This is a genomic window from Paenibacillus sp. J2TS4, from assembly GCF_018403245.1.
Lineage (GTDB): Bacteria > Bacillota > Bacilli > Paenibacillales > NBRC-103111 > Paenibacillus_L.
This window is the reverse complement of sequence record NZ_BOSH01000003.1, coordinates 271,055-292,578: the sequence shown is the minus strand read 5'-3', so window position 1 is coordinate 292,578 and position 21,524 is coordinate 271,055. Positions and strand designations below refer to the sequence as shown.

The following is a 21,524-nucleotide window of genomic DNA, read 5'->3' as shown; positions in this document are numbered from 1 at the left end:
GGGGGTAATCATTTTGTGTCTTACCTAATGGCTTGTTTCTTTCTTACATCCGGCTTTCTTACCCATGCCATAATTCCTGCTATCACAAAGAACATGGCGGGAATGAATCCGAACACTGAAATAATACAAGCCACCACCGACACAATAATAAGTATCCATCCCGCGAGCTTCGGGCTACCGTTGCCTTTCAACAAAATAATTGCAGTAATACCTAGCGCAGCGCCGATTATTCCGGGGAGAACCCACAAAGTTCCCGCTTGGTTCATTTGATCGAGCGAAGCAGCTACTTCGCTTTCACTCCAATTGGCATGTAAATAGCTCAAGTAATCTTCACTATCTTTGCGGTATAAGAAAACCAAGCCGGTCACAATCATGATAACACTCGATACGGCTCCAATGATGCTTAATACGATTTCCCCTGTTCGTTTCATGTTTAAACCTCCAATATAATATTTACATATCTTTCCGATCAATCTATCCCCTCTTTAGATGAGCGAATGCCTTATGAGATTTCACTTGGTGAATCACCTCCTTTTTATTGAATGAATATTTTTATATTCATTCAATTCGAGGCAAAAAAACTGCCTGAATTCATCCTATTTTTGGAAATCTGTCAGGCCCTTCATAATAAACTCCGCCAAATATTGGTTCAACTGTGGAAAATGGCGAATTCCAATTTCTTCCTTATGCGAATCAATATAGGCTAACGAGTCGAAAAAGGCGGGCAAAAGTTCATCATCTATATCGTCTCTTATTTTGCCTTCCGCCTTCCATTTTTTTAATAATCCAGTATATAAGCTGCGAATGGAATCATCATTCTCTTTGCCTTCTGCATAGTAGTGTTCCAACTCCCGGAATAGATCCCGGTTATACCATTCTTTAAGTATGGGATTTGAGTTCATAGCACTGATGTTCTGTCCCACTAATTTTCTCACAATGGTTACGGGATCTTGATCCATGTCAATGGATTCGAAGATACGCTTTTTAAATTTCTCGTTTTCTTTAATATAAATCTCAAAGAACAATTTCTCTTTCGAGGAATAGTAGTTATAAAAAGTCCCTACCGCGATCCCCGCCATTTTTGTAATTTCCGAAATATTTGTGTCCTTGAAGCCTTTGGAGAGGAATAGTTCTCTGCCACAATTAAAGATTTCCGCCTTTTTATCCATCAGTTAGCTACCTCTATTGAATGAATTTTTTTTAATTCATTCATATTAAAACATCGCTACATCTTTTTGTCAAGTTTTCAGCAGATAACAGCCTTCTGTATAGGCCGTCCGTGAACTCGGATTTCCCGTATATTCATTGCCCGAAAGAGTATATTCCTAATCATTGCCTAATCCTCTTATTTACATTAAGGACAATGCTGCAAAATATGATCTGCTAGCTGTTCTGGAGCTTCACTTTCCATGACCACCTTGTCAAATTCACACCCTTTTAAATCTAGGATAACTACCTTATCGGGATCATGATAGGATAGAAAATATTTGGCACCTTGAATCAGGAAGGACCCCGCTTTGTAGTTTGGGAAAGATATACCCGTTCGTTTGACAGCACTCCACGGAAACTCAAAATTTCCTGCCTGTACTTTCTCGATGGAAGAATAAGGAATCTTTACCTCCCCTCTCAAACAAGCCACTGCTGTCCAGCCCGAAAGCTTAAGGGTTATATCACGGTCACTTAAAATCATTTGAATACTCATCTCATATCCTCTCCTTTTTGAAGTTTACGGTTCGGTTACTTTTGCGGAATAAACATGCCGGCAAAAATCCTTGAGGTGCGCTCGGGTGTCTTTTCATTGTCTAAAGCTTTTTCAACACAAGCATTGATAGTCATAGCCAGCTCTTGGAATTCTTCATCCGTTAAATGCAGTATGGTTTGCCAATAGCCAAAGCCCTCTTGTTTATACTGGCTGGGTGATGCTTCCATCAGGTAAGAGGTCGCCTGCTGAAGAAGATTCGTATGAAATACCGAAAAATAATGAAGATGGTCCTCCTTTGAAGTAACTTCCACTTCGCTTTCTGGAATCATCTCCAACGTCTCTTTCTTAACCGAAAATATTCGTTCTTCCGTCCCTGAAACTTTTTGGGTATCGACTACCTCCACATGATTCCCCTCAAGCAATAGTCTCATATGGCGATATAAAGTTGCTTGAGGGATATCGCCCAGTGTCTCGGCAAGCTGTGCGATCGTCAGAGGCTTGCCTTGCAATAACTTTTGTATAATCCGCATTCGTATAGGATGAAGAAGCAAATCGATTTTTTTCATTTTCCATTCCTCTATTCAACACATTATCATTATTTAAAATGATAATACATTATTTTTCTATTTTACACAAGTGTTATGTAACCGTAGAATCCTTATTCATATTTGCACCTCTCCTCTTTCAACATTATTGCATTCGTAGAAACGTAGTTTCAATGCCATAAAATATCAATAAAAACAACCTGTTGTAACGCATTATCAAAGTACAGTGAGGATTTGAGGACCTTCTTCTGTAATCGCAACGGTGTGTTCATACTGAACACATAATAACATCATTCTTCGCAACGCAAATAGAAGCCGTAAAACCATTATTCCCCTTAAAACTGGGAGTAGCTCCCCGTAAACGTATTCGGTCCTCTACAAGTCGATCGATCGTGATTGTTGTTATCCCCGATTTAATGAGTTCTGCAATCAGGGCATGAAATATAAAAAATGACCATAGTCATTTATGACCATGATCATTTTTTATGGAGTGAATGCTTGTGTCGAGAGAAGCTCGAAATCAGAAAACAAAAGTAAAGATTGTGTATACGGACATCGAATTGTTCAACAAAAAGGTTACGAAAATGTGAGCAGTGATTTTTTTCAAGCGGATTCGATATACCTGAGGACATAAGCCGGCTGCCTAACAATCCCAGGAGATCAGCTTCGGTAAATTTATCAATTCCGCGAGGGCAATATTCAACCCCTGCCCAAGGAAAATACTCGCTTCATGCTCGGCATTATTGAAACCCGCCCGCTCGAATGTAGCTTTAATGGTCTCATAAACTTGGTCGAAGCCGTCCCGTACCACCTCTCTTATAGCAGGCTCAGGGATGGCGTGGGCCATCATCGTAAGCAGAATCTCGTTGCGGTGATCGGTAAGCAGTTCAAAAAAAACTTTCCCCATTGCTTGATTAAGCTGTTCCGGAGGAGCATTCACCTGTCCAAATGCCTTGACCACCAATTGGGTCGACCGCTTGAGCACTTCCGTGTAGAGAGCTTCCTTCGATTTAAAAAAATGAAACAGATACGGCTGCGTGACCCCTACAGCCCGTGCGATGTCAGCCGTTGTCGTTTTATAATAGCCTTTCTCGGCAAACAGCTCGACAGCAGCCGCAAGAATCTGACTGCTCCTGTTCGGACTGCCTTTATCTTTGGAAGAAATGACAGATTCCCCCTTACTTTATTTATTAATCAATAATACTTAGACTCATCGTTCGCTGTCAATAATTTCGATCCAATTGCTAAGTTCGTTAGCGGCAACGGACCGAACGGGTCATGATGATTTATCATATAGGTAACCATCTTATCTCACGAAAACCGTTTTTGATGAATGCGTATAATATCATCTCTTACCTCAAAAACTAGATCAGGACGTCGTTTGATAATAAAATCTTGAAGCTTCTGAATGGTAGGATAATCATGCAAGACCGGATTGGGCCCGATAAAACACCGAGCATCATCAATAAGGATTACATGATTCTTGACCTGGTGATTTAATATGTGCTCTAATTCCTGCATAATAGGAGTATCCCGGTCTCCTCTTGCAGTATTTGTTGTCAATGGAATATAATGCCCGTCAAGCCAAAATAAACACGGCTCCGTAATAGTTTGGAGGATTTTGGGCAGCACTTTACCACTATCGCCATGAACTATAGTAATGCGAGGCTCCTGGGAAAATTTTGATTTTGCCTTTTCGTATAAAAGCTCATCTAACTCTATAGATATAATTTTATCAAAATCGTTTACCGTCGCCCGAATCATATCGCCGCGATAAGTACCAGTTTCAATTAAACAATGGGTATTGAATTTTTTTCCATACTCTTTTACTGCTTCTACCCTTACGGTATAAGGTTTATCTTCCGCAGCCCAAAATCTTAAAATCTGTTTTTTTGTTAAACCAACAGGTAATCGTAATTCCGCTCTCCAAATTCTACTTATTTCTTCCTCCCTCATAGAAATCATCCTTTCAGATAATTTACATATGCACTTTGTCCGTGTATGCTTTTGTTACGATAGCTTCCTTTGATTTAATAGGTCTTCGGATGGTAGGAATACATAGCCATAATTTGCCCCGGAAGCATTTTTTTTCTCCACCCCATGATCTATGAAATCTTAAATCTATTTATATAGTATATGTAGATTGATAAACTCAGTGACATGTGGAATAACCAATCGATAATAAAATAGTTACTACTACACGTTGGCTAACGACTATTCTCCACCCATTCCAATTTGATCTCATGGATGCCGTAAGGGGCCAATGTTAGAGCGAGCAAAGCCTCCATCTGCCTGTTTTCCTGATCGTTCGGTGCAGAGCTTGAGCGGAGGGTGACGATGCCAGAATCGATATGGAACGAAACTTGCTCAAGCGAAGCATCCGCTGGAAACGGATTGTCCAGCCCTTCCGGCCGGGTGCGCAGCAGTTGTTTAATCGTGCTAATTCTTGGAGCTTTTACAGAGGTCCGATTGATTGATTCTGTCTTTACCGGGACCGCCTGGCCCCTGTCATATAAATAAACAGTATAGCTCTCATTCGTTGCCTCATTCTCTTCCCGCGGCTCGTCCGAGCGCAGCCCCTCTTCCTCGATCTGCTCGAACAAGCCCATTACTTCTGAGGTCTCCCGGAATTGCTCCAGGCGATACAATTCCTTTCCGTTCCAATCCAGGAACAGTGTGGTCGGATTCGTTTTGACGCGATAATGGTTAGTCGTTTCATGATCCACATCCACGTAGACGATTTCGTAGGCCAAGTCCTGCTTACTGGCCAGCACTTCTCCCAGGACCGTATTCATCGAACGGCCCATGGGGCAAGCCGACAGTGTAAACAGCAGCAATTTTTTTATCCTTTCACTCATATAGCTCGCTCCTTTGTTCATTTTATTTTTTTGACCGCTTCTTTCATGATGTCATAATTAATGGCACCCACAAATTTTTCCCTGATCTTACCGCTGGAATCCAGCAAGTACGTTGTAGGGTAGGCAATCACCTGATAAACTTTCATCACCTCTCCTTTCTCGTCGAGAACAATAGGGAAGGTAAGCTCTTCATCCTTCACAAAAGCTTCTACGTTATCCACGCGCTGCTCGGAAGCGGTCATATTCACGCCCAAAATAACAACGTCTTTGGCTTTATAATCCTCATAAAACTTTTGCATATGCGGCATTTCCACCCGGCACGGCGGGCACCATGTCGCCCAAAAATTAACCATGACCGTCTTGCCTGCAAAATCTGAAAGTTGAACCGCATTCCCTTCCAGATCCGTCAGTGTAAAGTTTGGCGCTCGCTGGCCTTTTTCTAGCCCGACCGGCAAGGTCTCATCCCATGTTCCCGCTGCTTGTCCCGTCTCCGCAGGAGATTCCTTTAAATAATCATACGCCCCGTAGGCAACGAGTCCAAGCAAAACAAGGATAGCGACGATGTTTTTTTTCATCCATTTCATCTCCCATCGTTAAAAGGTAATATCAAAGAAAGTAAATTGGGCCAGCCAGGCGCTGATCTTTTGCAATTGCCCGGTGAACAAAAGAAGTCCCATTCCGATAAGAAGCCCGCCGTTAATTTTGGATAGCAGAGGCATCCATCGGTTCATTTTTTTCATCATCTTCATCGAATACGTCAGCAACCAGGAAATCAATAAGAACGGAACACCCAGCCCGAGCGAATACACGGCTAATAGGCCAATTCCGCTCCACAGCGTTTCGGAAGATCCGGCCAGAAGCAGAATGGACGATAGCGCCAACCCTACGCAGGGACTCCATCCAGCGCCAAAAGCCAAGCCGGTAATAAAGGAACGGATCGCGCCGCGGCTCCTGGTGGATTTCGTTTCCCAGGTTTTACCGGACATCAGCATACGAATGTTTAACAATCCGGCCATTTGCAGACCAAAGAAAATAATCAATAGACCGCTTATTTTTTGGATCAAAACGAGCTCTTGGGCAAATAAGCGGCCGATAAAGCTGGCTGAAGCACCCAACGCGATGAAAATAAGACTAAAGCCGGCAATAAAAAAAAGCGACTGATAAAGCAGCTTCCCCCGATGGACCACGAGCTTGCCGTCCTGAAAGGACGAGCCTGTCAAATGGGATACGTAAGCGGGGATAAGCGGAAAAACGCAAGGAGATAAAAAAGAGAGCATCCCCGCGGCAAAGGCTATAAAAACCGTTAAATTATCCATGAGTACCTCCTTTGTGCATTCTCTCGTCAAACCAGATCCATCCGATCAAGCCGGCGGCGGCCAATAGAAAAATGATCTGTTGCTTACTGAAGGACAAGAACCATATCGGACGTTCAGGGATTAGAAACCAGAGCACCGCGTGCCCGATCAAAAACCAAAGGGCGTGTCCCCTTCCCTGGCGCGCTTCCACTCCTTTGGGTGAAAGCAATAAGGACATTAGCAGAGATGCTGTCAATCCGGCGCTGGCTGCATGAATCCAATGGGTCTCCTCCCCGAACGCAAATAACAGAAGGTGATACACCAACCAGCCCGCCAAAAAATACAGCACCAGACTATTGATCCACCTGCTCGGATGCAGGCTCTGCTTCGATGCCCGACGCCAAACATAAACAGCGGCAGCCAGGCTCGCCAACCATCTTCCGCGTTCTCCTCCATCAAAATAGAGCAAGGAAGCCGGCCGCTGGATCGCCTCCACCGGATGCAAGATCAGGAAGCTCCCTTTCCAAATCATCAGCCACAGCCAGAAAGCATTGGCTGCGCAAGACAAGATTAAACCCCGCTCCGGCATATGGCGAAGCCCGAACCGCAGCATTAACCAGCCGGCCGCCCCAAAGCTGAGATACAATAGCAAGGGTCCGTTCAGGACTAAAGAACCTATCTGTATGCTGTACAATCCCCCACCTCCTGTGGATGAGGATAACGTTCCTTTGTAAAGATTTGATTAAGCCAATTGCGAACAATTCGTGAAAATCGTGAGGAAATAAAAAAACCGCAATCATGCGGCTTTCAAAGGATGGCATCAAATATTCTTTCATGGTCTCGTCATAGGGAGCGTAACCCAAAACGTATGCCTATTCTCCTGCGAGCTCAGCCCGACTTGTCCGCCGAACCGCTCCGCAATTTCTTTTACAATCGGCAGCCCCAGCCCTGTCCCATTCCTGTGCTTTTCCCGTTGTCTTGACGGATCGACGCGATAAAATCGCTCAAAAACCAGGTCGCGCGCTTCTTCCGGTATCGCTTCTCCGACATTGGTAACCGTGATCCGGTAGTGTTGGTTCTCCTTTGCGCCCGCAACTTGAATTTGGTCTCCCGTGTTATACATGAGTGCATTCTTGAGCAAATTGTTTAGGATCTGCTTGACGCCGTCTTCCTCGCCAATCACGACTCCCTCTTGAATGGAGGCCTCGAGTGAAACACCTGCTTTGCCACTTTCCAATTGAAAAGCATAAATGGCTTGCTCCATAACTTCATGTATGTTAATAGAGGTCCCGTTCAGACTGCTGCTCCTCCGCGACTCCCAACTCGTCAAATGATGGAGCTGGTCCACGAGCCGGGTCAAGTATTGAGATTCTTCAAGCAGCGATTGATACAGCGCCCGATCCCCTTCAATGACACCGTTCGACAACGCCTCCAAATAGCCATTCAAGTTGCTTAACGGCGTGCGCAGTTCATGCGATATGTTGCCCAGAAGACGTTTGCGATTTTCTTCGGTGCGTTTCAAAGTCTCGGACAATTCGTTAAAATGCTTCGTAAGCTGACCGATTTCATCATGAGATTGGGGTTCGATGGGCTGCGGGTAATGTCCCTCGATCATCAGTTGCGTAGACTTCGTAAGCCGCGCTAAGGGAGACAGCATTTTTTGGATAAACACGTAATGAATGATAGCGGCTACCAGAATGGCCAGAAAGCTCGCCCTCAGCAAATAAAACTGCATCGTCTCATTAAAAAATCGGCTTCTCCCTTCGCCGACCAGTTCATATTGCCCTACTATAATACAAGCAAAATCTTTGACCGATACACCTGCCAGCCAGATCACGACCAGGATGACCAAACCGTTGACCATAATTAGCTTCCATTGCAACTTTTTCCGCCAAAACATCCACTGTTTAAAAGGCATCAAATCGATATCCCATCCCTCGTATCGTTTCAATAAAGCGCGGGGCCCCTTCTATCGCTTCGATCTTTTCCCGGAGCTTGCTGATATGAACATCCACGGTCCGGTCGATGACCGAACGTTCCACATTCGGGTACAGCTCTTGTAAAATTTGATCTCTTGTCAAGATTTGATTCGGATGCCGCATCAAAAAATATAGAAGCTTAAACTCATGGATCGTCAGCGCAATAAGCTCCCCATTCAGCTTCACTTCTCCCCGAAGGGGCTTCAGCGTTAAGCCTCTGTAGCTGATTTTACTGCAGCGGTTGGCCGTTCTTCGCAGAACCGTTTCCACCCTGACAACGACTTCCTGCGGACTGAAGGGCTTTGTAATGTAGTCATCCGCTCCCATTTGCAGCCCCTGAATTCGATCGGCTTCATCCACCTTGGCCGTCAGCATAATCACCGGGATATCACTCTTCATCTCAGACCGGATCCACTGACAAAGCTCCTCCCCGCTCTTATGAGGAATCATCAGATCCATAATGACAAAGCAGGGATCGAGTTGTTCAAATAACTGCATTCCCTCGGAGCCATCCGCGGCCTCCAACACTTCATATCCTTCTTTTTCCAAATAGATTTTGAGCAGCTGACGGATTTTAGCATCATCTTCAACAATCAGGATCGTTTTCCCTTTCATACCTCAACCTCCCCTTAAGAAGCATTGCCATTCTTCCGAGAATAACACCCGTTTGTTAAGAAACGTTAAAGACAAAACCGATGAGAATGAGCCCATCGGTTTTTAGCGGCAAATTGTTTTCTTTGTAGAACATCCTAGCATACTGGAAGCTGTACGAATCCGGCTTTCTTGAAAGACCCGTCATTTAGCTTATTCTTCCTCATTGGGCTGGAGAAACGACGTCTCCAGAGCATCCTTGAGAATACGAGCGACCAAGTCCAATTCATCGCTCCCGTACTTCTGAAGAAATCGAACCACCCCTCGTTCCATCTGCCGGTGAAGTGCTTGGTGGAGCTCGAATAGCTCTTGGCCGAGTGGAGTTGTGCGGAACAAAATTTCTTTCTTGTTATTGGGCAGATTCTCGGTTTGGATCAGGCCCCGGGCAGCCAGTCTTCGCGTAATTTTGGACACGCTGCCTTTGGGAATTCCAAAAGTTTTGGAAATGGTGATGCCGTTCACCGGTTCCAGGCGGCCGATCGCGTCAACGACATGCAGTTCCATGACCGTCATATCCTTCAACAGCTTGTCCAATGCCGGATCGGTACAATGCTGAATAAGCCAACGGCGCTCCTCGTCATCCTCCGTCTGCATCCGCTTCCCGATCTGCTCAAATAATCCCATGACTTCCGTGATCAATGGGAGCTTGTCTGTTGCCCGTGCCGCTTGAATTTTGTTTTTCTCCATCAACGCCACCTTTTTAACTATCATTTATTTTCCAGTATAACAATTTCGAGTTCATTAACAAAATGTTCCTCGGAAACTATTTTGACGAAAAATACCCTAAGGAACTAGGAACACCCTAGTCCCCCAAAACCTGCCCCTCGGTAAACTCGTACTGCAAAATCAACATTTATGAAAGTTTCCAATACCGCCCCCACTTGTTCACCCTTCTTGTATTTCCCGTTACTCAGCCCTACTTGTACGGCTTTCTTGAACCCATTACTAGGCCCCGTCTGTCCCTCTTTCTTGTATTTCCCGTTACTAGGCCCGACTGTCCCTCTTTCTTGTATTTCCCGTTACTAGGTCCCGTCCGTCCCTCTTTCTTGTATTTCCGGTTAACTTTAGCCTGGGCCGTCCTCTTTCCTGATCTAAGGGGATACTGGTCCAAAGGACCAAGGAATTATAATTGCAATTAAGTCAAGCTCTTCCCCCTGGCTAAACTTGCTATTTTGAAAAAAATTCCTTGTCCAGAATAGAAAAATAGTATTGGTCCGTCCATTGGCTGTTCCAAAAAAGCTCTTCCTTAAAAACGGCTTCTTACCGAATCCGTTGTTAAATGGACAACTGCCAGATCGTCCGCCGTTATTTTTGTAAGCCTTAAGTTGCTTTTTTGGACAAGCTTTCTTTATAGCAAGGAACTATATTTCAATCATTCACCATTAAACGTTTCTCGGAAACAATATTGACGAAGGTTCTGCTGTTTGTTATTATTGTTTCCAAGAAACAATAAATCGATAAGGGAGCGATTTTTATGAAAGCTATTCGAATTCACACATACGGCGGTCCTGAAGTCATGGTGCTGGAAGATATCCCTCCGCTAATTCCGGGTCCGGGAGAAGTGCTTGTTCGTCTTCATGCCGCTTCGGTCAATTTTCTCGATGTGCAGCATCGGCGGGGCGATTTGGTTAAGCAGGAGTTTTATAAGGAGCAAGGCGGCCTGGCCTCTACCCTACCGCTAACTCCCGGCAGTCAGGGCGTCGGTGTAGTAGAGACGCTGGGTCCTGATTGCCCCACCCGGCTGAAAGTCGGAGACCGGGTACTGATCTTCGGAGGAACGGGCACTTATGCCACGCATGCGGTCACCCGCGCGGACCGGATTATGCCCATTCCGGATGAACTTGACTTAGATCAGGCGGCTGCAGGGCTCACTCAAGGATTTTTGGCCTATGCCTTCACTCACAAGGCATACCCTGTAAAGCCTGGGGATTGGTGTCTGGTTCAGGCAGCGGCCGGCGGCTTGGGACTGCTGCTTGTGCAGATGGCGAAGCTTCGGGGAGGCCGTGTGATCGGAGTGACCTCTACGGAAGCCAAAGGGGAGCTTGTCCGTCAATATGGGGCGGAAGAAATTATCGTGTCCTCCAAATCGGATATCGCCAAAGAAGCTAGGCGCATTACTGAAGGACGCGGGGTCCATGTCGTATATGACGGAGTTGGCAAGGATACGTTTGCAGCCAATCTCGACAGCCTCGGACTGGGCGGCTATCTGATCATCTTTGGGCAGGCCAGCGGATATATTCCTCCATTCGATCTGATGACATTGCAGGAGAAAGGCTCTTTGTTCATTACCCGGACGAATGGGCTTCCTTACCGAAACGATTGGCCCGAATTCATCCCCTTATTGCTTGAATGGACGAGGGCAGGAAAATTCGTTATTCCTGTTGACCGCAAATATTCGTTGGCGGAAGCCGCTCAAGCCCATGCCCGATTCGAGCAGAGACAATCATCCGGCAGAATCCTTCTCCTTCCGTAAACAATTTATTATAGATGGTAAGGGAGACTTATTCTTTTCGGGAGGCAAGCCATAGAGCCAGCATTTGAATCTCCTCTTCCGTCAATCTGGATTGAAATCCGGGCATTCTCGAGCTGCCTTGCAATATCTGCTTGGCAATTTGCTTGGTGCTTCGGTGCTCGCCAATGGCGAGCAGAGAAGGACCTGCCGTTCCTTCCAGCTCCACGCCATGACAAGCCATGCAGTTGCCCTCGTACAGCATTTCCGCCTGAGCGATTATAGTGTCGTCGACCGTCAAGCCTGCCGGTTGTCCTGCCTTTTCAGATTCTTTGCCGCAGCCTGCGGCAACTAGCATCAGCAGCAGAAATAGATTAACTATTAAACGAATTTTGTTCATAGCTTTTCTCTCCATTCCCATGATTTCATTGGGAGATACTGTTCGCCATAGGCTGCAGAAACGGGATTAAATCCGGATCAGGAAGTTACAAGCAGCGCAGTAGCATACATCACAACAATACCCAGTGAAATGCTGCCAAAGTTTCTCCAGGATAATAATGTATACTGGTGTTTGGCAGATTCTTTCATAATCATTTTGGCGATCACATAGATCACTTGAGCGATTGCACCGGCGCCAATCCCGAAGAATAAGGCGGCGAGTGTATTATTGAAGACAAATCCTCCTGCCCAGACACCTGCAATAGCCGGACCACCCCCAATGACAGCCAGCCAAATGAATGTTTTCCAGTTGGGACGATCCTTGGTCAGAGGTGCGGCAATCCCAATTCCTTCGGTAATATTATGCAATGTAAATCCAATGACAAGGAAGGTCCCTAAAGCTGCTTCGCCTACAGCAAAAGCGGTACCAATCGCAAGGCCTTCTCCGAAATTATGCAGCCCGATTCCAGCGGCCAATTTATATGCGATCGATTTACCCTCCGATGAGGCCCTTTGGGATTTACGTCCATTCGCCTGATCGATTGCCACCAGAAACAGAAAGCTTAACAAAGCGCCGAACCAAACCAATCCCGTCCCCTGAAATACTTCGGGCGCCGCCGCTGCCATTTCCAGCCCTTCCTCGATCGTATCCACGACCAGAAAAACAAGAAGCCCGACAGTAAACGCAAGTACAGCATGCATCCCCTTGACCGAAAACCGGCGCATAAACGGGAACCACATCAGCCCAAGGGCAACGGGAATAACGCCGACATAAAAACCGAGCAGCGCATACTGCCATATCCGTTGTCCACTCGGCTCCGGCGTCTGCACCGCCGCTTCAATCTCGGCACTAAAAATCGAGCTTTCCTCCGAGACGAGCCGGATTTCATACCCATCGCCTTCCACCCATGGATAGGGAATGATGATCGTCGCCCGCCCAAGGCGAGGAATGGTTGCCTCCGGTTCCGCGCTGAAGTTCCAGTATGCATCGCCAACAATGACTTGTGCGATAGTCATCTTCTGCGGGCTGGAATTCAACACTTTAAGAACAAATCCACCATCCGTCATCATAACTTTCTCCACATCCAGGTTTTCAATCGGAACCGGTGATTCTTCATCCAGCCCCGTCCCCATCGTCGCAATAGCGGCAATCATCGCAATCAACAGAACTACCGGCAAGATGGCCCATAGCCACATTTTGCCCGCATTCGATTTAGGCTGCGGCGCCATATTCGTTTGTAATTGGCTCATTGCTTTCCCCCCTTACTCCGCCTCAAAGTTGCCCATCCAGCCGAGCTCCGTAAATTCGCTTACATGCGCGTGAAACATATATTTCCCCGGTGCCGGAAATACGATTTCGACAATACCGCGCTCCCCCTGCATCTGAGAGATTGTATCGGTGTAGTACGGACGCGCTTCAGGGTCTGAGCCTGTTGCATAATAATGAAAATAGGCGGCATGCAGATGGAATGAGTTGATCAAGTCAAATTCAAGGAAGTTGCTTAAATAAATTCGGACTAACTCTCCAGCCTTGACCTTAATCGGTTCCTGCATGAATGCAAAGCCGTAGCTGTTTACTGCGTATACTTCGTTATCCCCGTCGAAATCCAAGTCAAACCCGTTCATGACCATCGATAATTCCTGCGCAGGCTTCCTCGGAATTTTCGGGTCAATAATGAAATTCCCATACATCCCTTTGTGAATGTGATGCTGAAAAGGCTGTACATGACAGTGATAAACCTGCATACCGGCAGGCTTGGCTTCGAATTCGTAAGTAAAAGTTCCTCCCGGCGGAATCGGTTCCACCCCGTCCATTTCTGTCGGATGAATTCCATGAAAATGAATGGAGTGAGAGTGGGTCGTGGCATTGATGAATTTTACCCGAACGACATCGCCCTCCGTGCAGCGGATCGCAGGGCCGGGAACCGTTCCGTTGTAGGTCCATGCCGGAAACAGGATCCCTCTCATAATTTCGATGTCCTTCTCCAGCGCTGTCATCTCGTACTCCCTCAACGTTCGCCCATCAGGCAGCGTGCTCACCTTGCCATAATCGAAATTAGTCAAGGCTTGCTGCGCCATTTTCAGTCCTTCCGTCACTTCCGTTCCCGGGTCATAGCCATGCTGCATGCCGGCATGTGCGTTATGAGTATTATGAGCATTATGTGCGTCATTTGCAGTCTCTGCCCTCACCCGGCTTTGTAACAAGCTTGCTGGATTGAGAAGCGCGCCGCCTACAAGAGCGGCCGTTCCCGCAGCTCCAATCTTCAAAAATTTTCGACGTGAAACTTGCTTGTTCAAATCCTCCACAACACTTTACCCCTCCCACATAAATTGTACAAGATGAAATGTTTTTGATTAGGGCAACTTTTATTTCAAAAAAATAAGCTCTGCCCTTACCTCGTTGAGAACCATTATATATCCGCTTTCATCCGCTGTAAATATTTTCTTATGAATAATTGAATATATGCACATTCACTCACAGTTATACAACATAGGAGGCCATCCCTAACCATACCTGAACAACCAAGGCAAGATGGGGACAGCCATTCCTGCACTATATTTTTATCACCAGATTACGGCTCAATCTTACAAACCGTGCTTGATGCTACCCAGGTACTCCATCCCTGCCGGACGAATTTTGTAAAATAGCCGGACATTCTCCTCTAATGCGGACAATATCTAGCTCACCCAGCCATCTAGGAGGACATCTAATCCAGGTCTTAATTTCTTTAAAATATTTCAGCAGCATCAGATGGCAGAGCCTGGACACGCTTTAAATAATTCGTGACGCGCCGATCCTCTTCAAGCGGGCACTCATACTGCAGATGATCCGCCACCTCCTGCGCTGTTCTTCGGAACAAATCTCCCATTGTGAACAGTGCATTCCAGACATCTTCATAGCTTCCACTGGGGTACGTCTGCATAAGCTGCTGCCAGCTATGTTCCGAAAGATAGTTCTTCAAGTACTTGCCGTTCTTGCCCACACTTAGTGAAAAATCAGTTTGAACGCCGACCTGCCACTCCAGCATCTTGATAAGCATCGGCCTGACATATAGATTAAGATGATCCTGGGCATATAGAATCTCTTTCCTCCACAAGCCTTTCGCCACATACGTAGAAACCCACCAAAACTCATTGCAGCAATCCGCGAAGAATGCGGCCGACGGCCTTTTTACCCAATAATCTTCATCTGTAGGAGCCGGAACTTCGGGCAAGCAGTTGTCTTTGTCCAATAACACGAGCAGCAGTTTATCTTCTTTGCAGTAATCGTCCTTTTCATCTAGTGGAATTAAGGTCAAGTCGATCCGGTTGCCGTCGGTAAACAGCATCAGGTAAGAGAACCTCCTGCCCAACTCCGGTGGAAACATGGACATATCCTCAGGAGTCTGAAGAATGATTCGATCGCCAAACCTGTCGATCCAGTCAGGGTTTTGCACAAAAGAGTCCATTTCCGTGACCAGAAAACTGATATCGTAATCCTGAAACATATCCTTAGGCACATTCGGATTGGTCCTGGAGCCTTCTAAAGTTACGGCGCGAATCCGTTCATCCTGCTCTGCAAATTGAAGGACGCAATCCATCATTTCTTTTTCATTTCTCATCGTCGTTTACCCGACCTCCCTATTTATCATTGAACTTATTTTCAAAAATGAGAGGGCGGGCCACGAATTCGAATGCTCCCTGCTCCAACCAGTTTACGGAGTTATAATTTATTCAGCTTTTTTTTCATCGTTGTTCTCCTTTCCTTAACAAATCACATAAATAAATGAGCATAAAATCATAATCTAATCTATGTAAAACTATCTATATATAAGAGTACCCTATTCCTGAAAGCAGACGCAATAGATAAGTCTGTGCGCCAATCCGGCAGTCCTTTTTGAATGCGAATGGGGTCTGGGGAATTATTCCCATTCATAGTAATATCGTGGTAAGATGATGAATAGGCAAGCATCATTGACGTAAAATACATTGCCAACGGAGACCAGTACTTGGTTGAAGCGTCAGGAGCCTATGTGCCCTGAGAAAGATGCCCTAATCATGAAGTCGATAACTGGTTTGGCTTCTTAAGTCTTTAAGCTCTTTGATTAAGCTCTTTAGGGTATTGGCTCTAGCTTCTGCTGTTTGATTGTCATATAGAAGCTGTTCCATCCACTCCCATATATCTTCCAGCTTACGTCTCCCCTGGTAGAATCTCAGGGCGTCGGGATGGATCGTAAAATCGCTATGAATCTTTTGATAGATCCTTATAAATTCATCAAAGTATGGCTTGTCAACTAAGAACATCATATCCGCCTCAACGGGTGCCAATCTCAACCCTTCCCAATCAATTAAAATCAACTGCTGCCCGGATTGCATCAAATTCCAATAGTGAATGTCTGTATGGCACATAGCCATTCTTAAATGACTGTGCCGCAAGCCTACTGACAGCTTGTCAACGGTATCCATCAGATCTTTAATTTGTTCAATATAGGGACGGATCTTTTCTCTGACATCACCAGGAATAGTGTTATATTCCTTATCCAATGTAGTCCTCAGCTGCTGCACAAACGGAACACCAAAATCCTCCTTAATGGCAGCCGTTTCCCCTGGTATTTCTTCTCCATACCTGTGAAGCTCAGTTATGATTTCTGAGAGTTGGCGAGCTTGCTCCCGGGTTAAATCTTTATCCCCTATCGTTTCTCCATCAATATATTCATAGAGCAGATACACTCCATCCTCATCTTCACACTTGTAATCCCCATGTTTTGTTAATAATGGCACAGGAATTTTCCCTCTCAAGCCGCTATTATGCTGGAGCCAAACCATTATTGGCATATATTCATCTATAAGGGCCGTCCATTTGGGAGTGGACGCTCTGCTTTTTTCATAAACCTTCAAAAAGTAAGTATGCTTGTCATTAGACACTTTATAGGCGAGTGCCGCCCAGCCGCCCTGCTGTGGTGATATGTTTGTTATCTTTACACTATAATGATCTTGCAAAATGGTTTCTAACTTGTTCATATACGCCTCCTGCCACAAGCATGTTTACTAAATTATTCCAGATTAACGTTCAACACCTTCTCTGCCTTTCTTAAATGTAGCATATCAGAACATTGCATGCAGAGGCTTCATTATAATTAAACTTTCCCACTTCGTTTCTACCGCAAGGGTTGACCGGAAGACAACGTTCGCAAGACAACGATCGCTCCCCCTTAACGGAGGAGCGATCGTTGTCTTGGCCCCAAATCTACTTGGAATTTTTCAGTGCAATTTCCTGCAATTGGTCCAACGCTTCCTTCGGCGACATCTGACCCAATATGACGGCCTGCCCCATTTTCTTGGAGGCATCCAGCACTGCCGGCCATGCAGGATCATTGACCGGATAGAATTTCGCCACCTTGATAGCTTCAAAATGTGCCTTCATCACCTCATCCTCCGCCGACATCTTATCTCCTACTGTCTGCGTGGCCGGCAAGAAGCCTTCCTTCACCATAAACTCTTCGTAGCGGGTATCCTCATAGAAGAAGTCGAGAAATTTGGATATCGCTTCCTTGTTCGTATGCTTCGTTTGGAAGGACATGAGCAGATCCTGAACCCCTAACGTGCTGGGCGGCTGCCCGTCCTTTACCGGAGTCGGTCCCACTCCCCATTTCAAACCCGGGAATTCATTAGGGACGACCGTTGAGAAAAAATTAGCGGTAATCATCATGCCCAATTTCCCGTTCCCCAGGATCCGCTGCTGCTCGTCACGGCTCGTGACCGTTGGCTCCGGAGCGGACAGTCCTTCATCAACCATTTCCTTCAAGAAGGTCAGAGCCTCCACATTCTCCGGTGAATTAAGTGTCCACTCCCCATCCTTCTGCCAACCTCCTCCGGCTCCCCAGAAAAAATAGGATAGATAGGCTTGGCCTTCGTTGTTGGTCATATCAATTCCAAAACCGCTCGCCTTGCCGTGATCTTTAATTTTTTGAGCAGCCGCTTTCAACTCGGACCATGTCTTCGGCACCTCCGTTACACCGGCCTCATCCAGAATGTCCTTGTTATAGTATAGTCCGCGCACAGAGGCCAGGAAGGGCAGAGCGTATTGAGTCCCGTCCAGACGACCGACCTCCATGAACGACGGGTAAAACTTCTCTTTTAACTCCGGAGACATAATCTCCCCTAAATCATTCAGCAGCTCATCGCGAGCAAAATGAGCATAGCTGTAAGTATTCAACAGATCCGGAGGATTGTTGGTACTAATCATCGTATTATAGGCGCTCTCCAGCGTATCCCAATTAATCACTTGCAGTTCTACTTTAATATCGGGATTTTCGGCCTCGAAATCTTTAACCAACTGCTCCAGGAAAGGCTTGGTCGCCGTACTGTATTCAGCCGCGACAAATTTGATCAGCGCGCTTCCGTCCCCTGTTTTCGGGCCTTTTGCCGACCCGGCATCGTTGTTCGATGCAGTGTCTGCCCCTGATCCGCTGCAAGCCGACAGCAGCATCACCATACTCCAGGCTAGAATCAACAGGATAGCTTTGCAGCCCAAGCTTGACTTCACCCTCATTTTTGCTCCCGCCCTTTCTTAGCTTTATGGAATCAACTACGGTAACGCGAGCCTAATTCTTTCTCCTATCCCTCCTCTCTCTGGAATTCTTCCTTCCGATACCCTGTTCCGCTAACCGGCCCAGCTATTCTTTACAGCTACTTCGTTCCGCTGCCCGCTCTGTTTTTCTTTTGTGCTGCTATGTTCAGATGAGGCCTGCTATTCTTTCGTCCCGCCTGCGGTCAATCCGCTGACCAAGTGCTTCTCTACAATAAAGAACAGAACGACTACCGGAATCGTAGCTATTAACGAGGCGGCGCATAAATATTGCCATTCCGTGCCGGAGAAGCTGAAGAAGGAGTAGATTCCGACCGTTATCGGTCGTTTCTCCGTAGTCGTCATGATGGTCAGCGCGACGGGAAATTCATTCCAGGCTTGAATAAAGGTATAGATCATCGTCGTCACAATACCCGGCGCAGCAAGCGGCAGCAGCACTTTCCGAATGGACTGCCACTTGGTCGCCCCGTCGATCCATGCCGCCTGCTCCAATTCAAGAGAAATATTAGTGAACACGCTGATCAGAATCCATACAGAGAATGCTTGACTGAATGCGGCATTGACGAGAATAAGCGCCCACCAAGAATCGATCAGTCCGACAAAACTGATTTCCCGATAGAGACCGACTAACAGCACGATGGGAGAGAACATCTGAGTCGTTAAGATCAGGTACAAATAGTATTTCTGGGCGGCAAATTTCGTCCTGGCCATCGTATAGGCCGCAGGGATCGCGCAAATTAGCGAAAGGACCGTCGCTCCAGAAGCGACAATAAGGGTGCTTGTCATGTGATTTCCTAACGGAATTGCCGACCAAATATCGGTAAAATTGTTCCAGGTGAACTCGCGTGGAAAAAAAGCAGGCGGCAGTTTGTAAATATCCGACTTCGTGCGAAACGCCGTAATAAGCATAACCAGATAAGGAAATAGCATGACAGCAAAAACCAACATGCCCAGTACGCTAACAAGAGGGCGGCCGGCTCTGATGGAGTGCTTCACTTACTTCTCCCTCCTTAACGACAGCGTGACGTAGACTATCGTGAACATCAGCAGAATGACAAAGCTGATGACCGATACTGCGGCGGCTTGACCCATCTGCTTCGTTGTAAAAGCCAGCTTATACAAATACGTGATCGTCGTATCCGTCAGATTCATCGGTCCCCCGCGCGTCATGGACCAGATAATCGGGAAGGAGTTGAACACATTAATCGTATTAATGACTACGCTGACTGTTAGGGCAGGCCTCAGAAGCGGGAGCGTAATTCCGCGGATCATCTGCCCCTTCGAGGCGCCGTCGACAGCCCCTGCCTCATACAGATCGGACGAGATCGACTGAAGCCCCGCAAGAATAACGAACGCAGTAAACGGGAGGGAAACAAATACCCCTACCCACATCACCCAAGGAAACGCATAGCTGGCTCCCAGCCAGAAGATATTGTTCTGGATAAGCCCAAGCCGGGTCAGAAGGAAATTGAGAACCCCGAATTCATGATTCAATATCCAGCTCCATACCATCGCCGTCACGATCAGCGAGACGGCCCACGGCACGATAAGCGAAGCCCGGACGAATTTTCGGCCAACGAAGGATTGATTTAACAATATAGCGAGGAAAAAAGCAATAATCGTGGTGACGACGACAATCCCAACGGTCCATACGGCGGTCTGCCGCAGAATCGAAGGAAAGACGGGGTCCCGAAATACATCGACATAATTATCCAGACCGATAAATCCCCGGCGAATGCCCGACATCGACACCTTCGAGACGGAGGTCAGCACCAGCTCAAAAATAGGAAAAACCGTAACCATAATAATCAGGAGTGCGCTCGGCAGAATCCATAAATTAGGCGCAAGCCTCTTTAGATATGGCTTCATAACAGTTAGCTCCTTTTATTTTCAGATACATGGCTATCTTAATGGAATTTCCTGAACGGATGAATAGAAAATTCTCCTTTTATAATAGAAAAAACTACGAACCTAAGCGCTTTCAACGGTTTCCCAAAAAAGGAAACAGGCTAGCCTGGTTTTCCTGGGAATACATATTTTCCTTAGTGGCCACCAAGGTATCGACTTCGATCATCGGAACGGTTTTTTCTTTTCGCGCAAGCTGAACCGCGGTCTGCATACTTAAATACCCGATATTGAACGGTTTCGGGACAATCGCAGCTTGCACAACTCCTTCTTCCAGTAGCTTTGTGACATAAATCGTCGTATCCAGAGCAACCAATTTCACATGGTGAAATGCCGAGTCCTCCTTAATCGCTCTGCCGGCCCCCAGAGCGGCCGTATCATTGATGCCCACAATACCGCCGATTTCCGTATCCTTGGCCAGCAGTTGCTTAACCAATTCATATGCCTGATCCTCGTCCCCCTCGCAAGCATGGAACTGTACATCCTTAATGCCCGCTGATGAATAAAGCTGCTGCATCACTCCCTGCTTGCGTTCGAGCTCCGCAGGGCCGGCCTGCCCTTTCGTACAGTGGATAACCGCAACCCTGGAATCCGGCGGCAATAATTCCGTCAGGACCCGGCCGCCTTTCTCTCCTGACTCGATATGATTCATAGCAATTAAATAGTCGGATTGGCAGCGATTTTCGAAGGAGTCGATCGTCACTATAGGAATGCCCGACTTCCGGAGTTGACCGATGACAGGTTCAAGCTGCAGGCAATCCAGGGGGGCTATAACCAAGGCATCCGGGCGGCTTGACGCGATATCCTCGATTAATTGAATCTGATCGTTACCCTGCGAACCGCCGGACATTCCTCGAATGACCGCGGGCACACCGTATTCCTTCGCCGCCATTCGGACACCGGCACCGACCGTTTGCCAGAAGTCTGAACGCGGATTGGTCGTCTCCAACACAACCGTAACGTTTATGTCCTTCCCTTTCCCCGTCCGAAATAAAAACATAGGGTCCCTGATCGATATAAGGAGGCCAACGGATACGATACCAAGAATCATGGCTAACCCGAGCATTTTTTTGATATTCATGGCAATCCCCTCCATTCCTCATTTTTCGTACATTTCATTAAACTTGCGCCTCT

At 46.6% G+C, this 21,524-nt stretch carries 23 protein-coding genes and 1 pseudogene; 1 reads left to right on the top strand and 23 read right to left on the bottom strand.

What is annotated here, in order from left to right; all coding sequences use genetic code 11:
* Positions 1-20: 20 nt before the first annotated feature.
* The 14 genes and pseudogenes from KJS69_RS08655 to KJS69_RS08595 all read right to left on the bottom strand — a co-directional run bounded on the left by KJS69_RS08655 (position 21) and on the right by KJS69_RS08595 (position 9,717).
* Entirely contained in the window at positions 21-431 is a 411-nt protein-coding gene (locus tag KJS69_RS08655) for a DUF4064 domain-containing protein (protein ID WP_213583328.1), read from the bottom strand.
* 165 nt (positions 432-596) lie between these two features.
* On the bottom strand, positions 597-1,169 hold the full coding sequence (locus KJS69_RS08650; protein WP_213583327.1) for a TetR/AcrR family transcriptional regulator: 573 nt from the start codon (positions 1,167-1,169) through the stop codon (positions 597-599).
* 185 nt (positions 1,170-1,354) lie between these two features.
* Positions 1,355-1,702 (bottom strand): PH domain-containing protein, encoded by a 348-nt coding sequence (locus KJS69_RS08645; protein ID WP_213583326.1) that lies wholly within the window; start codon positions 1,700-1,702, stop codon positions 1,355-1,357.
* 35 nt (positions 1,703-1,737) lie between these two features.
* On the bottom strand, positions 1,738-2,268 hold the full coding sequence (locus KJS69_RS08640) for a helix-turn-helix domain-containing protein (RefSeq protein ID WP_213583325.1): 531 nt from the start codon (positions 2,266-2,268) through the stop codon (positions 1,738-1,740).
* 622 nt (positions 2,269-2,890) lie between these two features.
* Positions 2,891-3,232, bottom strand: coding sequence for a hypothetical protein (locus KJS69_RS08635; protein WP_249730435.1), 342 nt, complete (start codon positions 3,230-3,232; stop codon positions 2,891-2,893).
* A gap of 9 nt (positions 3,233-3,241) precedes the next feature.
* Positions 3,242-3,370 (bottom strand): annotated as a pseudogene (locus KJS69_RS29940) (helix-turn-helix domain-containing protein); the annotation flags it as partial.
* 188 nt (positions 3,371-3,558) lie between these two features.
* Positions 3,559-4,203 (bottom strand): class I SAM-dependent methyltransferase, encoded by a 645-nt coding sequence (locus KJS69_RS08630; protein WP_213583324.1) that lies wholly within the window; start codon positions 4,201-4,203, stop codon positions 3,559-3,561.
* 251 nt (positions 4,204-4,454) lie between these two features.
* Positions 4,455-5,105, bottom strand: a complete 651-nt coding sequence (locus tag KJS69_RS08625) for a thioredoxin family protein (protein ID WP_213583323.1) — start codon at positions 5,103-5,105, stop codon at positions 4,455-4,457.
* A gap of 17 nt (positions 5,106-5,122) precedes the next feature.
* Positions 5,123-5,680 (bottom strand): TlpA family protein disulfide reductase, encoded by a 558-nt coding sequence (locus KJS69_RS08620; protein WP_213583322.1) that lies wholly within the window; start codon positions 5,678-5,680, stop codon positions 5,123-5,125.
* Positions 5,681-5,698: 18 nt separating this feature from the next.
* The gene (locus KJS69_RS08615; RefSeq protein ID WP_213583321.1) at positions 5,699-6,421 is read right to left on the bottom strand and encodes a cytochrome c biogenesis CcdA family protein; all 723 of its coding nucleotides are present in this window, start codon (positions 6,419-6,421) and stop codon (positions 5,699-5,701) included.
* On the bottom strand, positions 6,414-7,094 hold the full coding sequence (locus KJS69_RS08610; protein ID WP_213583320.1) for a hypothetical protein: 681 nt from the start codon (positions 7,092-7,094) through the stop codon (positions 6,414-6,416). The genes KJS69_RS08615 and KJS69_RS08610 overlap by 8 nt, the downstream gene beginning before the upstream one ends.
* Positions 7,095-7,232: 138 nt before the next feature.
* A complete protein-coding gene (locus KJS69_RS08605) occupies positions 7,233-8,351 on the bottom strand; it encodes a sensor histidine kinase (protein ID WP_213583319.1) in 1,119 nt (372 codons plus the stop codon).
* A complete protein-coding gene (locus KJS69_RS08600; protein WP_213583318.1) occupies positions 8,308-8,994 on the bottom strand; it encodes a response regulator transcription factor in 687 nt (228 codons plus the stop codon). The genes KJS69_RS08605 and KJS69_RS08600 overlap by 44 nt, the downstream gene beginning before the upstream one ends.
* A gap of 189 nt (positions 8,995-9,183) precedes the next feature.
* A complete protein-coding gene (locus tag KJS69_RS08595; protein ID WP_213583317.1) occupies positions 9,184-9,717 on the bottom strand; it encodes a MarR family winged helix-turn-helix transcriptional regulator in 534 nt (177 codons plus the stop codon).
* 787 nt (positions 9,718-10,504) lie between these two features.
* On the opposite strand from KJS69_RS08595, the gene KJS69_RS08590 reads away from it, so the two are divergent.
* Positions 10,505-11,503, top strand: coding sequence for a quinone oxidoreductase family protein (locus tag KJS69_RS08590; RefSeq protein WP_249730434.1), 999 nt, complete (start codon positions 10,505-10,507; stop codon positions 11,501-11,503).
* Positions 11,504-11,531: 28 nt separating this feature from the next.
* On the opposite strand, the gene KJS69_RS08585 is transcribed toward KJS69_RS08590, so the two are convergent.
* The 9 genes from KJS69_RS08585 to KJS69_RS08545 all read right to left on the bottom strand — a co-directional run bounded on the left by KJS69_RS08585 (position 11,532) and on the right by KJS69_RS08545 (position 21,471).
* The gene (locus tag KJS69_RS08585) at positions 11,532-11,879 is read right to left on the bottom strand and encodes a c-type cytochrome (RefSeq protein ID WP_213583316.1); all 348 of its coding nucleotides are present in this window, start codon (positions 11,877-11,879) and stop codon (positions 11,532-11,534) included.
* Positions 11,880-11,956: 77 nt separating this feature from the next.
* Complete coding sequence (locus tag KJS69_RS08580; protein ID WP_249730433.1) at positions 11,957-13,168, bottom strand: ZIP family metal transporter; 1,212 nt, start codon at positions 13,166-13,168, stop codon at positions 11,957-11,959.
* 12 nt (positions 13,169-13,180) lie between these two features.
* Entirely contained in the window at positions 13,181-14,224 is a 1,044-nt protein-coding gene (locus KJS69_RS08575) for a multicopper oxidase domain-containing protein (protein WP_213583315.1), read from the bottom strand.
* Between the two features lie 422 nt (positions 14,225-14,646).
* Positions 14,647-15,519 (bottom strand): aminoglycoside 6-adenylyltransferase, encoded by an 873-nt coding sequence (locus tag KJS69_RS08570; protein ID WP_213583314.1) that lies wholly within the window; start codon positions 15,517-15,519, stop codon positions 14,647-14,649.
* 430 nt (positions 15,520-15,949) lie between these two features.
* Positions 15,950-16,918 carry a phosphotransferase gene (locus KJS69_RS08565; RefSeq protein WP_213583313.1) on the bottom strand — a complete coding sequence of 323 codons (969 nt, stop codon included), beginning with the start codon at positions 16,916-16,918 and terminating at the stop codon, positions 15,950-15,952.
* A 226-nt stretch (positions 16,919-17,144) separates the two neighbouring features.
* Positions 17,145-18,443 carry an extracellular solute-binding protein gene (locus KJS69_RS08560; protein WP_213583312.1) on the bottom strand — a complete coding sequence of 433 codons (1,299 nt, stop codon included), beginning with the start codon at positions 18,441-18,443 and terminating at the stop codon, positions 17,145-17,147.
* Between the two features lie 204 nt (positions 18,444-18,647).
* Positions 18,648-19,481 carry a carbohydrate ABC transporter permease gene (locus KJS69_RS08555; RefSeq protein WP_249730432.1) on the bottom strand — a complete coding sequence of 278 codons (834 nt, stop codon included), beginning with the start codon at positions 19,479-19,481 and terminating at the stop codon, positions 18,648-18,650.
* Positions 19,482-20,354, bottom strand: a complete 873-nt coding sequence (locus KJS69_RS08550) for a carbohydrate ABC transporter permease (RefSeq protein WP_213583311.1) — start codon at positions 20,352-20,354, stop codon at positions 19,482-19,484.
* A 112-nt stretch (positions 20,355-20,466) separates the two neighbouring features.
* Positions 20,467-21,471 carry a substrate-binding domain-containing protein gene (locus tag KJS69_RS08545; protein ID WP_213583310.1) on the bottom strand — a complete coding sequence of 335 codons (1,005 nt, stop codon included), beginning with the start codon at positions 21,469-21,471 and terminating at the stop codon, positions 20,467-20,469.
* Between the last annotated feature and the right edge of the window lie 53 nt (positions 21,472-21,524).

What these genes read in the sequence shown, in the direction of transcription:
- KJS69_RS08655 (WP_213583328.1), bottom strand. Translation starts at nt 431, where the DNA reads ATGAAACGAACAGGGGAAATCGTATTAAGCATCATTGGAGCCGTATCG.
- KJS69_RS08650 (WP_213583327.1), bottom strand. Translation starts at nt 1,169, where the DNA reads ATGGATAAAAAGGCGGAAATCTTTAATTGTGGCAGAGAACTATTCCTC.
- KJS69_RS08615 (WP_213583321.1), bottom strand. Translation starts at nt 6,421, where the DNA reads ATGGATAATTTAACGGTTTTTATAGCCTTTGCCGCGGGGATGCTCTCT.
- KJS69_RS08600 (WP_213583318.1), bottom strand. Translation starts at nt 8,994, where the DNA reads ATGAAAGGGAAAACGATCCTGATTGTTGAAGATGATGCTAAAATCCGT.
- KJS69_RS08565 (WP_213583313.1), bottom strand. Translation starts at nt 16,918, where the DNA reads ATGAACAAGTTAGAAACCATTTTGCAAGATCATTATAGTGTAAAGATA.
- KJS69_RS08630 (WP_213583324.1), bottom strand. Translation starts at nt 4,203, where the DNA reads ATGAGGGAGGAAGAAATAAGTAGAATTTGGAGAGCGGAATTACGATTA.
- KJS69_RS08585 (WP_213583316.1), bottom strand. Translation starts at nt 11,879, where the DNA reads ATGAACAAAATTCGTTTAATAGTTAATCTATTTCTGCTGCTGATGCTA.
- KJS69_RS08620 (WP_213583322.1), bottom strand. Translation starts at nt 5,680, where the DNA reads ATGAAAAAAAACATCGTCGCTATCCTTGTTTTGCTTGGACTCGTTGCC.
- KJS69_RS08645 (WP_213583326.1), bottom strand. Translation starts at nt 1,702, where the DNA reads ATGAGTATTCAAATGATTTTAAGTGACCGTGATATAACCCTTAAGCTT.
- KJS69_RS08570 (WP_213583314.1), bottom strand. Translation starts at nt 15,519, where the DNA reads ATGAGAAATGAAAAAGAAATGATGGATTGCGTCCTTCAATTTGCAGAG.
- KJS69_RS08595 (WP_213583317.1), bottom strand. Translation starts at nt 9,717, where the DNA reads ATGGAGAAAAACAAAATTCAAGCGGCACGGGCAACAGACAAGCTCCCA.
- KJS69_RS08625 (WP_213583323.1), bottom strand. Translation starts at nt 5,105, where the DNA reads ATGAGTGAAAGGATAAAAAAATTGCTGCTGTTTACACTGTCGGCTTGC.
- KJS69_RS08640 (WP_213583325.1), bottom strand. Translation starts at nt 2,268, where the DNA reads ATGAAAAAAATCGATTTGCTTCTTCATCCTATACGAATGCGGATTATA.
- KJS69_RS08550 (WP_213583311.1), bottom strand. Translation starts at nt 20,354, where the DNA reads ATGAAGCCATATCTAAAGAGGCTTGCGCCTAATTTATGGATTCTGCCG.
- KJS69_RS08590 (WP_249730434.1), top strand. Translation starts at nt 10,505, where the DNA reads ATGAAAGCTATTCGAATTCACACATACGGCGGTCCTGAAGTCATGGTG.
- KJS69_RS08545 (WP_213583310.1), bottom strand. Translation starts at nt 21,471, where the DNA reads ATGAATATCAAAAAAATGCTCGGGTTAGCCATGATTCTTGGTATCGTA.
- KJS69_RS08580 (WP_249730433.1), bottom strand. Translation starts at nt 13,168, where the DNA reads ATGAGCCAATTACAAACGAATATGGCGCCGCAGCCTAAATCGAATGCG.